Origin of the sequence: Streptomyces sp. NPDC127114, assembly GCF_042677525.1 — a bacterium.
In the GTDB taxonomy this organism is placed as follows: Bacteria; Actinomycetota; Actinomycetes; order Streptomycetales; family Streptomycetaceae; genus Streptomyces.
Genome location: NZ_JBHXTJ010000003.1, coordinates 293,425 through 305,598, shown reverse-complemented (window position 1 = coordinate 305,598; position 12,174 = coordinate 293,425). Strand labels below are relative to the sequence as shown.

Annotated in this window: 9 protein-coding genes and 1 riboswitch; of the genes, 5 read left to right on the top strand and 4 right to left on the bottom strand. The window is 75.3% G+C overall.

What is annotated here, in order from left to right; genetic code table 11:
• Window positions 1-3: 3 nt before the first annotated feature.
• Complete coding sequence (locus ACFVGS_RS05255; protein WP_385690540.1) at window positions 4-1,575, top strand: serine hydrolase; 1,572 nt, start codon at window positions 4-6, stop codon at window positions 1,573-1,575.
• A 9-nt stretch (window positions 1,576-1,584) separates the two neighbouring features.
• On the opposite strand, the gene cobJ is transcribed toward ACFVGS_RS05255, so the two are convergent.
• Genes cobJ through ACFVGS_RS05240 form a run of 3 tightly spaced genes read right to left on the bottom strand, consistent with a single transcriptional unit; the run spans window position 1,585 to window position 4,942 of the window.
• Window positions 1,585-3,078 carry a precorrin-3B C(17)-methyltransferase gene (gene cobJ / locus ACFVGS_RS05250; protein WP_385690537.1) on the bottom strand — a complete coding sequence of 498 codons (1,494 nt, stop codon included), beginning with the start codon at window positions 3,076-3,078 and terminating at the stop codon, window positions 1,585-1,587.
• Window positions 3,075-3,728: a precorrin-8X methylmutase gene (locus ACFVGS_RS05245; protein ID WP_384411557.1), complete on the bottom strand. Its 654-nt coding sequence runs from the start codon at window positions 3,726-3,728 to the stop codon at window positions 3,075-3,077. Before ACFVGS_RS05245 ends, cobJ begins: the two co-directional genes overlap by 4 nt.
• Window positions 3,725-4,942: a cobalamin biosynthesis protein CobG gene (locus tag ACFVGS_RS05240; protein ID WP_385690534.1), complete on the bottom strand. Its 1,218-nt coding sequence runs from the start codon at window positions 4,940-4,942 to the stop codon at window positions 3,725-3,727. Before ACFVGS_RS05240 ends, ACFVGS_RS05245 begins: the two co-directional genes overlap by 4 nt.
• 696 nt (window positions 4,943-5,638) lie before the next feature.
• Window positions 5,639-5,776, top strand: a riboswitch (cobalamin riboswitch).
• A gap of 40 nt (window positions 5,777-5,816) precedes the next feature.
• Here ACFVGS_RS05240 and cobN point away from each other — a divergent pair.
• From cobN to ACFVGS_RS05220, 4 genes are all read left to right on the top strand, one after another.
• Window positions 5,817-9,476, top strand: a complete 3,660-nt coding sequence (cobN, locus tag ACFVGS_RS05235) for a cobaltochelatase subunit CobN (protein WP_385690531.1) — start codon at window positions 5,817-5,819, stop codon at window positions 9,474-9,476.
• 94 nt (window positions 9,477-9,570) lie between these two features.
• Window positions 9,571-9,876 carry a hypothetical protein gene (locus ACFVGS_RS05230; protein WP_385690528.1) on the top strand — a complete coding sequence of 102 codons (306 nt, stop codon included), beginning with the start codon at window positions 9,571-9,573 and terminating at the stop codon, window positions 9,874-9,876.
• A gap of 94 nt (window positions 9,877-9,970) precedes the next feature.
• Window positions 9,971-11,146, top strand: coding sequence for a hypothetical protein (locus tag ACFVGS_RS05225; RefSeq protein WP_385690525.1), 1,176 nt, complete (start codon window positions 9,971-9,973; stop codon window positions 11,144-11,146).
• Window positions 11,147-11,148: 2 nt separating this feature from the next.
• Window positions 11,149-11,505 (top strand): GntR family transcriptional regulator, encoded by a 357-nt coding sequence (locus tag ACFVGS_RS05220; RefSeq protein ID WP_385690523.1) that lies wholly within the window; start codon window positions 11,149-11,151, stop codon window positions 11,503-11,505.
• 48 nt (window positions 11,506-11,553) lie between these two features.
• Here the strand turns inward: ACFVGS_RS05220 and ACFVGS_RS05215 are convergent, their stop codons facing one another.
• Complete coding sequence (locus ACFVGS_RS05215) at window positions 11,554-12,156, bottom strand: histidine phosphatase family protein (protein WP_384411567.1); 603 nt, start codon at window positions 12,154-12,156, stop codon at window positions 11,554-11,556.
• Window positions 12,157-12,174 lie beyond the last annotated feature (18 nt).

Here is a 12,174-nt window from a genome sequence, read left to right as displayed (position 1 = left end):
GGAATGAGCACCGTTCGACGGCGACTCGCGGCGGCCGGCCTCGCGGCCCTGCTCGGCGTCACCGCACCCGCCCTCGCCACCGGCACCGCCTCCGCCGCCCCCGGCCCCTCGCCGCCTCCGCCCCAGCCTCCGCCGCAGCTCGACGACGCGGAGGTGCGGCGGGCGGTCGACCGGCTCGACGACGTGGTCGGATCGGCCATGAAACGCACCGGAGTGCCCGGCGTGGCCGTCGCCGTCGTCCACGACGGCAAGGTGCTGGCCCTGAAGGGCTACGGCATACGGAAGGCCGGCGAGAAGGCCGCCGTCGACGCCGACACCGTCTTCCAGCTGGCCTCCGTCTCGAAGCCGATCGCCTCCACCGTCGTCTCCGGCGCCGTCGGCGTCGACGGCTGGACGAAGCCCGTCGCCCCGAACGTGCCGGACTTCCGCCTCAAGGACCCGTGGGTGACCTCCCACGTGACGGTCGCCGACCTGTTCTCGCACCGCAGCGGCCTGCCCGACCACGCCGGCGACCTCCTCGAGGACCTGGGCTACGACCGGGCGTACATCCTGTCCCACCTGCGCTACGAGCCCCTCACGCCGTTCCGCGCGAGCTACGCCTACACCAACTTCGGCCTCACGGCGGCCGCCCAGGCCGTCGCCGACGAGAAGGGCGTGCCCTGGGAGAAGCTGGCCGAGGACGTCCTCTACAAGCCCGCCGGCATGAGCCACACCAGCTCCCGCTTCGAGGACTACGCGAAGGCCGCGAACCGGGCCTGGGGCCACGTCGAGATCGACGGCGCCTGGAAGGCCGCGTACGTGCGCGACCCGGACGCCCAGTCGCCCGCCGGCGGCGTCAGCTCCACCGCCCGCGACATGGCGGCCTGGCTGAGGCTCCAGCTCGCGAACGGCAGGCTCGACGGCAGGCAGATCGTCGACGCCGAGGCCCTGGAGCGCACCCACTGGCCCGAGTCGGTCTCCGGCCCGCCCCGCGCACCGGCCGCCAGGACCGGCTTCTACGGCCTGGGCTGGAACGTCAGTTACGACGACGAGGGCCGGCTCCGGCTCTCCCACACGGGAGCGTTCGCCGAGGGCGCGCACACCAACGTCACCATGCTGCCCGGCGAACAGCTCGGCATCGTCGTCCTGACCAACACCTCACCGGTGGGCGTCGCCGACGCCGTCGCCCTTGACTTCTTCGACATCGCGCAGACCGGCAAGGTCAGCCGCGACTGGATCCCCCTGGTGGACGCGCTGTACCAGCAGGAGGCGGACGAGGGCCGGTCGAAGACCGACTACGCCCGCCCGCCGTCCGGCGCCACGCCCGCGAAGGCCGCCGACACCTACACCGGCACGTACGCCAACGCCTACTACGGCCGCGCCGAGGTCACCGCCGCCGCGGACGGCACCCTGACCCTCCGCCTGGGCCCGGAGCCCCAGACGTACCCGCTCACCCACTACGACGGCGACACCTTCAGCTTCGAGACCCGCGGCGAGAACGCCGTCGGCCGCACGGGCGTCACCTTCACCCCGGACGGCAGGTCCTTCACGGTCGAATACCTGAACACGGAGGGCCTGGGCACCTTCACCCGCTAGGCGGCCGGCTCAGCCGTACCGGCGCGGCGTCCAGGCGATCCTGTGGCCGTCCGCGCGTTCCGTGACCCGGGTCTGGGAGGAGCCGATCAGGAGCAGGGTGCGCATGTCGACCTCGGACGGGTCCAGGGTCTTCAGGGTGAGGACGCGGACCGACTGCTCGGGGCCGCCGACGTCGCGGGCCACCACGACCGGGGTGTCCGGCGAGCGCACCTCCAGGAGCAGGTCGCGGGCCGCGGCGACCTGGTGGGTGCGGGACCTGGAGCCCGGGTTGTAGATCGCGAGGACCAGGTCGGCCTCCGCGGCCGCGCGGACGCGGGTGGCGATGACGTCCCAGGGCTTGAGGCGGTCGGACAGCGAGATGGTGGCGTAGTCGTGGCCGAGGGGCGCGCCCGCGGCGGCGGCCGCGGCGTTGGCGGCCGTCACGCCCGGGAGGACCCGTACGGGCACGTCGGCGTACCGCTCCTCCGACGCCACCTCCAGGACCGCCGTCGCCATCGCGAAGACACCGGGGTCGCCGCCCGACACGACGGCCACGCGGCGGCCGCGGCGGGCCAGGTCGAGGGCGAACTCGGCCCGCTCCGACTCGACCTTGTTGTCGGAGCCGTGGCGGCGCTGCGAGGCGCGCAGCACCGGGACGCGGTCCAGGTAGGTGGTGTAGCCGACGAGGTCGTCGGCGTTGACCAGCGCGCCGCGCGACTCGGGCGTCAGCCAGGGCGCCCCGGCCGGGCCGGTGCCGACGACGACGACCTCGCCCCGCTCCCGTACGGGCGGCTGCTCGTCGATACGGGAGGGCAGCACGGCCACCGAGAAGTACGGCACCGACTCGGGGTCGATGTCCGTGAGGCGCCCGGTGCGCTCGCCCGCCATGAACGCCCGCTCCACGTACCGCGCGTCGTCGATCCGGCCGGCCCGCTCCAGGGCCCGCTTCACGGTCGGGAACGTGCGGCCGAGCTTCATCACGACGGCCGAGTCGGTGGCCGCGAGACGGGCTGTCAGCTCGTCCTCCGGCAGCGTGCCGGGGACGATCGTCAGCACCTCCTCGGCCTCGCACAGCGGCTCGCCGAGCCGCGCCGCCGCCGCGCTGACCGAGGTGACGCCGGGGATGACGGTGGTGTCGTAGCGGTGCGCGAGCCGCTTGTGCATGTGCTGGTACGAGCCGTAGAACAGCGGGTCGCCCTCGGCGAGGACGGCGACGGTGCGCCCGGCGTCGAGGTGGGCGGCGAGCCGGGCCGCTGCCTCCTCGTAGAAGTCGTCGAGCGCGCCCCGGTAGCCGCCGGGGTGGTCCGTGGTCTCCACGGTGAGCGGGTACATCAGCCGCTCCTCGACGTGGTCCTCGCGGATGTGCTCGGCGGCGATGGACCGGGCGATCGAACGGCCGTGGCGGGCCGAGTGGTAGGCGACGACGTCGGCCTCGGCGATGGCCTTCACGGCGGCCACGGTCATCAGGTTCGGGTCGCCGGGCCCGAGCCCGACCCCGTACAGCTTGCCCTTCACGACGCTCATGCCTGGATCTCCGCTTCGTGAGCGAGCGCGTTGAGCGCCGCCGCCGTCATCGCGCTGCCGCCGCGCCGGCCCCGTACCACCAGGTACTCCAGACCGAGTTCGTTCGCCGCGAGGGCGTCCTTGGACTCGGCGGCGCCGATGAAGCCGACCGGGATGCCGAGCACGGCCGCCGGCTTCCCGGCGCCCTTCGCGATCATCTCCAGGAGGTGGAAGAGCGCCGTCGGCGCGTTGCCGACGGCGACGACCGAGCCCTCCAGGCGGTCCCGCCACAGCTCCATCGCGGCGGCCGAGCGGGTGGTGCCCAGCTCGGCGGCGAGCGCGGGCACGGCCGGGTCGGACAGCGTGCACAGCACGTCGTTGTCGGCGGGCAGCCGCTTGCGGGTGACGCCGCTCGCGACCATCTGCGCGTCGCACAGGATCGGCGCGCCGGCGCGCAGGGCGGAGCGGGCGGCGGAGACGACACCGGGGGAGTACGCGAGGTCCCGGACGAGGTCGGTCATGCCGCACGCGTGGATCATCCGCACGGCGACGGTGGCGACGTCGTCGGGCAGGTCCGCGAGGTCCGCCTCGGCGCGGATCGTGGCAAAGGACCGGCGGTAGATCTCCGCGCCGTCCTTCTCGTACTCGAACATCCTGTTGCTCTCGCTCATCTCGTCGTGCGGGCCGTGGCCACGGCTTCGGGCAGGGAGGTACGGGGGGTGGCGGCGCCGTCCACCAGGTAGTCGCCGTCGCGGGTGGCGAGGACGTCCACCCACGTGCCGTGCGGGTGCCCGCAGCGCCGCTCGCACCCGGAGAAGTGCACGGGCAGCCCTCCCGCGGGCGCGCGCGCCGCCTCCGCCCGCACGTCCGCGAGGGACTTGGCGCAACCGGGCCGTCCGGTACAGGCGGTGACACCGGCGCCGGGGGCGTCGGGGCCGGCGATGAGCCCGTACGCCGCCAGCTCGGGGAGCCGGACGGGATCGGTCCGCACGACCACCCCGCGCCAGGGCGTGAACCGCACCTCGTCGGCGGGCAGCAGGCCCCGCAGCTGAGCGGCGGTCAGCCGGCCGAGCGGCGCGAGCACGTAGACGGCGTCCGCACCGAGCGGCCCCGGCGTGAGCGGGGCGCTGTGCGACGGCGAGATGCCGTGCGGGGGCGGGGCGCCGTGTGCGAGCGGAGTGCCGTGGGGCGGCCGGGTGCCGTGCGGCGGCGTCGAGTCCGCCGCGGGCTCGGCCGCGATCCCGGCCCGCGCCAGGGCCCCGGCCAGGTCGGGTACGTGCCCCTCGGGCAGCTCCCGCACCCGCCAGGCACCGTTCCCGGCGTCCGCGGCGGCCCGCAGAAACGCGTCGGCGGCGGCGAGCGCGGCGCGCGGCGCGTCGGCGCGGGAGACGCGGAAGGCCTGACCGCCGAGGCGGACCAGGGCGTGACCGGTAGCCCCGCCGGCCCCGCGGGGCTCGCCCGCGGCCGGCGGGTCCGCCGGGGGCCGGGGCCCCCTCCCGCCGTCGTCCGCTGCGACCAAGGTCACATCGCCGCCGAGCCCGGCGACGTCACCGCGCCCGTCGTCGAGGACGAACAGGAACCGTCCCGAAAGGGCAGCGGCCCACGCCTCGCCGCACAGCAGCGCGTCCAGCTCGCGCACCCACAACTGGGCGTCCGCGTAACCGAGTCCGTCGAGCCCGGCGGCCGGCGAGGCGACGATGTTGCGCACTCGCTCGTGGGTGGGCGAGGGCAGGAGCCCGCCCCGCTCCAGAAGGGCGGCGAGCTCGCCGCCGCACCCGTCCCGCAGGCCCCGCAGCTCGGCGTTCCCCCGCGAGGTGATGCTGATCCCGCCGTCACCCAGGCGCTCGGCCGCGTCGGCCAGGAGCTCGACCTGACGGTCGGTCAACCGACCTCCGGGGAGGCGGAGTCGGGCGAGGAACCCGTCATCGGCGCGGTGCAGACGCAGCGCTCCCGGGCATGCGTCACCACGGTCCCGTATGAGCGGTTCGTCCCGCCGGGACGAGGCGTGAGGGGTGGCCGGCATGGCGGCGAGCATACCCACGGGCGGAACGCCCGCCCGGCTGCCGTGAACGACGGCACAGTCGGGAACGGGCCGGGCCCGGGACGGGCCTGCTGAGGAGGGGCCCGGTCCGCGACGGGCCTCGTGGGAGGGGCCTGGTCCGCGACGGGCCTCGTCGGGAGGGGCCTGGTCTGCGACGCGCCTCGTGGGAGGGGCCTGGTCCGCGACGGGCCTCGTGGGAGGGGCCCGGTCTGCGACGCGCCTCGTCGGGAGGGGCCTGGTCTGCGACGGGCCCGGTCCGCGACGTGCCTGGTCCGCGACGGGCCTCGTCGGGAGGGGCCCGGTCCGCGACGGGCCTGGTCCGCGACGTGGCCGGTCCGCGACGGGCAGCGCTGAGCCCCGGTCCGCGACGTGGCCGGTCCGCGACGTGGCCGGTCCGCGACGGGCAGCGCTGAGCCCCGGCCCACGACGTGCCCCGTCCGCGACGCCGCGGCCCGCGGGCGCGGCCCGCGTCGCGCGAGCACCGCCCGGTGTGACCCGGCCGACGTCCGGTCCCCGCCCGTGCCCGGGCACGCACGATCTAGGATGCAGACCGGCATGGGGTCCCAGGGCCCCGGGGAGGAAGCCCGGTGAGAATCCGGCGCGGTCCCGCCACTGTGAGCCGGCTCCGGGTGTCCGGGTGGCCGGTGAGTCAGGAACTCCCGCCGTCCATACGACCACCCGGGGCGCGGACAACCCCGAGGAAGGGCCTGAGCTCGCCATGCTCCTGCTGCTGTCGCACTCCGACACCGACCTGCTCAGCGCCCGCGCGGCGAACGCCGCCGCCGCGGCCGGGGACACCGAGAACCCGGTGGAGTGGCGTTTCGCCAACCCCGCCCGGCTGCCCCGGCACGACCTCCCCGCCCTCCTCGACGGCGCCGAGCTCGTCGTCGTCCGCCTCCTCGGCGGCGTGCGCTCCTGGCAGGAGGGCCTGGACGAGGTCCTCGCCACCGGGAAGCCCGTCGTCGTGCTCAGCGGCGAACAGGCGCCGGACGCCCAGCTGATGGGCTCCTCCACGGTCCCGGTGGGCGTCGCCACCGAGGCCCACGCCTACCTGGCGCACGGCGGCCCGGCCAACCTCGGCCAGCTCGCCCGCTTCCTCTCCGACACGGTCCTCCTCACCGGCCACGGCTTCGAGGCCCCGGCGCCCGCCCCGACCTGGGGCCCGCTCGACCGGACCCCGAAGAGCACCGAGGGCCCCACGGTCGCCGTGCTCTACTACCGCGCCCACCACATGAGCGGCAACACCGCCTTCGTCGGCGCCCTCTGCGACGCGATCGAGGAGGCCGGCGGCCAGGCCAAGGCCCTGTACGTGGCGTCCCTGCGCGCTCCCGAGCCGGAGCTCGTCGACACCCTCCGCGCCGCCGACGCGATCGTCACCACCGTGCTCGCCGCGGGCGGCACCACTCCGGCCGACGCGCAGGCCGGCGGCGACGAGGAGGCCTGGGACGCGGGCGCGCTCGCCGCGCTCGACGTGCCGGTGCTGCAGGCCCTGTGCCTGACCGGATCCAGGTCGGCGTGGGAGGAGAACGACGAGGGCCTGTCGCCGCTGGACGCCGCCAGCCAGGTCGCGGTGCCCGAGTTCGACGGCCGGCTCATCACCGTCCCGTTCTCCTTCAAGGAGATCGACGAGGACGGCCTCCCGGCGTACGTGGCCGACGCCGAGCGCGCCGCCCGCGTCGCCGGCATCGCCGTACGCCACGCCCGCCTCCGGCACATCCCGAACGCCGAGAAGAAGCTGGCGCTCGTCCTCTCCGCGTACCCCACCAAGCACTCCCGCATCGGCAACGCGGTCGGCCTCGACACCCCCGCCTCCGCCGTCGCGCTCCTGAAGCGCCTCATCGCCGAGGGCTACGACTTCGGCCCGGTGGAGGACATCCCGGGCCTCGTCTCCGGCGACGGCGACGAGCTGATCTACGCCCTGATCGAGGCAGGCGGCCACGACCAGGACTGGCTCACCGAGGAGCAGCTGGCCCGCAACCCGGTCCGCATCCCGGCCGCCGACTACAAGCGCTGGTACGCCGAGCTGCCGCAGGAGCTGCGCGAGCAGGTCGAGGAGCACTGGGGCCCGGCGCCGGGCGAGATGTTCCTTGACCGCTCCCGCGTGGGCCGGGGCGGCGACCCCGAGGGCGACATCGTGCTCGGCGCGCTGCGCTGCGGGAACCTGCTCGTCCTCATCCAGCCGCCGCGCGGCTTCGGCGAGAACCCGATCGCGATCTACCACGACCCGGACCTGCCGCCGTCGCACCACTACCTGGCCGCCTACCGCTGGATCGCCGCCCGCGCCGAGGACGGCGGCTTCGGCGCCGACGCCATGGTGCACCTGGGCAAGCACGGCAACCTGGAGTGGCTGCCGGGCAAGAACGCGGGCCTGTCCGCCGCGTGCGGCCCGGACGCGGCGCTCGGCGACCTGCCGCTGGTCTACCCGTTCCTGGTCAACGACCCCGGCGAGGGCACGCAGGCCAAGCGCCGTGTGCACGCCACGCTCGTCGACCACCTGGTGCCGCCGATGGCCCGCGCCGACTCCTACGGCGACATCGCGCGCCTGGAGCAGCTGCTCGACGAGTACGCGCAGATCAGCAGCATGGACCCGGCGAAGCTGCCGGCGATCCGTGCCCAGATCTGGACCCTGATCCAGGCCGCGAAGCTCGACCACGACCTCGGCATGGCCGACCGCCCGGACGACGACGGCTTCGACGACTTCCTGCTGCACGTCGACGGCTGGCTGTGCGAGGTCAAGGACGCCCAGATCCGCGACGGTCTGCATGTCCTCGGCGGCGCCCCGGCCGGTGAGGCGCGGGTGAACCTGGTCCTCTCGATCCTGCGCGCCCGGCAGATCTGGGGCGGCACGCAGGCGCTGCCCGGTCTGCGCGAGGCGCTCGGCCTGGACGAGTCGGCCGCGACCCGTACGACGGCCGACGAGGCGGAGGCCAGGGCGCGCGAGCTGGTCGAGGCGATGGAGGCGGCGGACTGGGACCCGGCCGTCGTCGCGACCGTCGCCGCCGCGTACGGCCCGGAGGTCGCGGCCGTGCTCGACTTCGCCGCCGCCCAGGTCGTCCCGCGCCTCGCCGCCACGACCGACGAACTCGACCACGCCGTCCACGCGTTGAACGGCGGCTTCGTCCCGGCGGGCCCGTCCGGCTCGCCGCTGCGCGGCCTGGTGAACGTGCTGCCGACCGGCCGCAACTTCTACTCGGTCGACCCGAAGGCCGTGCCGTCCCGCCTCGCGTGGGAGACGGGCCAGGCGCTCGCCGACTCGCTGCTCACGCGCTACCGCGACGACAACGGCGAGTGGCCGACGTCCGTCGGCCTGTCCCTGTGGGGCACCAGCGCCATGCGCACCGCCGGCGACGACGTCGCCGAGGCCCTCGCGCTGCTGGGCGTCCGCCCGCTGTGGGACGACGCCTCGCGCCGCGTGAACGGTCTGGAGCCGATCCCGCTCGCCGAGCTCGGCCGCCCGCGCGTCGACGTGACGCTGCGCATCTCCGGCTTCTTCCGCGACGCGTTCCCGCACGTCATCGGGCTCCTCGACGACGCCGTACGGCTGGTCGCGGGCCTGGCGGACGAGTCCGCCGAGGACAACTACGTGCGCGCCCACGCCCAGGCCGACCTGGCCGAGCACGGCGACGAGCGCCGCGCCACCACCCGCATCTTCGGCTCCCGTCCGGGCACGTACGGCGCGGGTCTGCTCCAGCTGATCGACTCGCGCGACTGGCGCACGGACGCCGATCTGGCCGAGGTGTACACGGTGTGGGGCGGCTACGCGTACGGCCGCGGCCTGGAGGGCCGCCCGGCGCGGGCCGAGATGGAGTCGGCGTACAAGCGGATCGCGGTCGCGGCGAAGAACACGGACACCCGTGAGCACGACATCGCCGACTCGGACGACTACTTCCAGTACCACGGCGGCATGGTGGCGACCGTGCGCGCGCTGCGGGGCACGGCCCCGGAGGCGTACATCGGCGACTCCACGCGCCCGGAGACGGTCCGCACCCGCACGCTCGTCGAGGAGACCTCCCGGGTCTTCCGCGCCCGCGTGGTCAACCCGCGCTGGATCCAGGCGATGCGCCGCCACGGCTACAAGGGCGCGTTCGAGCTGGCGGCGACGGTCGACTACCTCTTCGGCTACGACGCGACGACGGGCGTGGTCGCCGACTGGATGTACGACAAGCTGACGCAGGAGTACGTCCTCGACCCGGAGAACCAGGCCTTCCTGAAGGAGGCCAACCCGTGGGCGCTGCACGGCATCGCGGAGCGGCTCCTGGAGGCGGAGTCCCGCGGCATGTGGGAGAAGCCCGACCCGGAGACGCTGGCGGCGCTGCGGCAGGTCTTCCTGGAGACCGAGGGAGACCTCGAAGGCGGCGCAGGCGGCGACGAGGACTGAGGTCCGGGGGCCGGCCGACGATCCCGGCCGCACGTGCGTGCGACTCGATGACGTGACCGGCGTGACCGGCGTGACCAGGGGTGGGGTGGTGGGCGTGCGTGCCCGCGGAGCTGTGACGGTGTCGGTGGTGCTCGGCCTGAGCCTGGCCCTGGGGGGCTGCTCGGGCTCGGGCTCCGACCCGGATTCCGGCGACGGTACGGGCAGGAAGCCGGGCGCCACCGGCTCCGCGACGCCCACCGGCTCGCCGAGGCCGTCGGCCACGCCGTCGGATGAGCCGTCGGCGGCGACGCAGACCGCGAAGCCGTCCGGCGCCCCGTCGGGACTCCGGACCCCGCCCTCCGTCGGCCGCTCGCCCAAGCCGTACCCGACGAGCGGGAAGACCGGCGTGACGGCGCGCTGACGGCCCGCCCCCTGGCTTTTCGTCAGGGGGCGACGCATTTCTCAGTTGTTCTAGTAGAGTGCGAATAACTAGAACTGAGGGAGGCCCTGGTCCCGTGAACCGTCTCCGTGTACTCGCCGCCGCGCCGTTCGTCCTCGCACTCGCCCTCCACCTGCTGCTCCTCGCCTTCTGGCGCGACCGGCTCCCCGACCCGCTGGCCACGCACTTCTCCGCCGGCGAGGGCGGCAGGGCCGACGGCTTCACCCCGCTCGCGGGCTACGCCGCCGTCAGCTCCGGGCTGCTCGTGGCCCTCGGGGCGGGCTGGACCCTGCTCGTCCGGCGCGCCGTGCTCTGGGGCGCCTGGGCCACCGCCGGTTTCATCGGCGGGCTGCTCGACCTGCTCCTGCGCGCCAACCTCGACGCCGCCGACGCTGCCGAGGTCACCACGCCGCTCGCCACCCTCACCCTCGCCGCGGGCATCGCGGCGCTCGCCGCCCTGGCCGGACGCGCGCTCACCGGACTCGTAACGGCGGAGCCGGTGGCGGCGTACGGCCGTGACGGCTCTGACGGCAGCGAAGTATCCGACGGCCGTGACGGCCCGTCGCGGGTGCCCCGGCTCGAACTCGGCGCGCACGAGATCGCCGGCTGGTCGCGCGACACCGGCTCGCGCGGGATGACCGCGCTCTCCACGGTGTTCGTCCTGGCGGGAGCCACCGCGCCGGTCCCCGCGGTGCTGTTCACGCCCTGGCCGTACGCCCTGATCGCCCTCGTCGGCCTGGCGGTCGGCGTGCCGGGCCTCGCGTTCTCGCGCGTCCGGGTCGCCGTCGACCGCCGCGGCCTGACGGTCACGCCCGCCCTGCTCTCCCGCCCCAGGATCCGGATCCCGCTCGACGAGATCACCTCCGCGACCGTCCACGACGTGGACGCCCTCGCCGAGTTCGGCGGCTGGGGCTACCGCACCCGCCCCCACCGCTCGGCCCTCCTCCTCCGCTCCGGCGAGGCCCTGTCCGTACGACGCGCCAACGGCTTCGCCTTCCTGGTCACCGTCCCGGACGCGGAAACGGCGGCGGCGCTGCTGAACGCGCTGGCGGCACGGGCACGGGCACGGGCGGGGGCGGGGGCGGGGGAGGACGGGGGGTCGGGTGAGGACGGTGGGTCGGGTGGATCGGATGGATCCGGTGACTCCGGTGGGTCCGGCCAGTCCGGCCAGTCCGGCAGGTCCGGCGCACAACGCGCCTCCGGCGCGCCAGGCGCCCCCGGCGCCCCCGACGCCCGTGGTGAGAGGATCTGACCGTGCTCTTCCGGGTCGACCCCGCCTCCTCCGTCCCGCTCGGCGACCAGATCGCCGCCTGCGTGCGCGGCGCCCTCGCCGACGGCAGTGCCGCTCCCGGCGAGCGGCTTCCCGCGGCGCGCGAACTCGCCGACTCGCTCGGCGTCAACGTCCATACGGTGCTGCGCGGTTACCAGCGGCTGCGTGAGGAGGGCCTGATCGAGCTGCGGCGCGGGCGGGGCGCCGTGATCATGCCCGGCGCGCAGGCGCCCGACCGCGCCCAGCTCGTCGAGCGGCTGCACGCCCTGGTCGCCGAGGCGCGCCGACTGGGCCTGACCGACGAGGAGTTCCTGGAGCTAGCCCGCGCCGGTCTCGGCTGACCCCGCCGGTCTCGGCTGACTCCGCCGGGCGCCGGCCCCGGTCGCGTACTACGGCAGCGGCGCGCCGAGCCGCAGGTTCCAGCGGCCGGATCGCCCGGACAGCTCGACGCACTGCAGCGGGCGTACGTCCAGCCGCCAGAACACCTCTTCGGGGGCGCCCAGCGCGTGGGCGACGGCCGCGCGGATCACGTCCGGTTCGGCCACCGCCCACACCGTCACCGATGCCGAGGCGTCCGTGTCCCGCGCGGCCGCCGGCGTGCCCAGCCCCTCCATCCACTCCGCGACCCGGGACCGCAGTTCCCGCAGCGACTCGCCGCCGTGCGGGGCGGCGGCCGGGTCGGCGAGCCAGGCGGCCACCGACTCCGGCTCCTCCACGCCGAGTTCGTCGAGGCGCCGTCCTCGCCAGCGCCCCATCGCGCAGCCCGCGAGCGCGGGCTCCGCCTCGTACGCGGACAGGCCCAGCGCCTCCGCCGTCGCCCGGCACCGCCCGGACGGCGAGCTCAGCACGCGTACCCGCGCGCCGAGGCACAACGGATCCAGGCCGTCCGGCGGCAGTTCCACGGGCCCCGCGTCGTCGAACCTGGCCTGGCGCAGGGCCGCGTTCACGGCGGGGGCGACCAGCGAGAGCCGAACGGTCGTGGGCGGGGCCATGGGTGATACATCCCTCAA

What these genes read in the sequence shown, in the direction of transcription:
- ACFVGS_RS05255 (WP_385690540.1), top strand. Translation starts at nt 4, where the DNA reads ATGAGCACCGTTCGACGGCGACTCGCGGCGGCCGGCCTCGCGGCCCTG.
- cobJ (WP_385690537.1), bottom strand. Translation starts at nt 3,078, where the DNA reads ATGAGCGTCGTGAAGGGCAAGCTGTACGGGGTCGGGCTCGGGCCCGGC.
- ACFVGS_RS05245 (WP_384411557.1), bottom strand. Translation starts at nt 3,728, where the DNA reads ATGAGCGAGAGCAACAGGATGTTCGAGTACGAGAAGGACGGCGCGGAG.
- cobN (WP_385690531.1), top strand. Translation starts at nt 5,817, where the DNA reads ATGCTCCTGCTGCTGTCGCACTCCGACACCGACCTGCTCAGCGCCCGC.
- ACFVGS_RS05215 (WP_384411567.1), bottom strand. Translation starts at nt 12,156, where the DNA reads ATGGCCCCGCCCACGACCGTTCGGCTCTCGCTGGTCGCCCCCGCCGTG.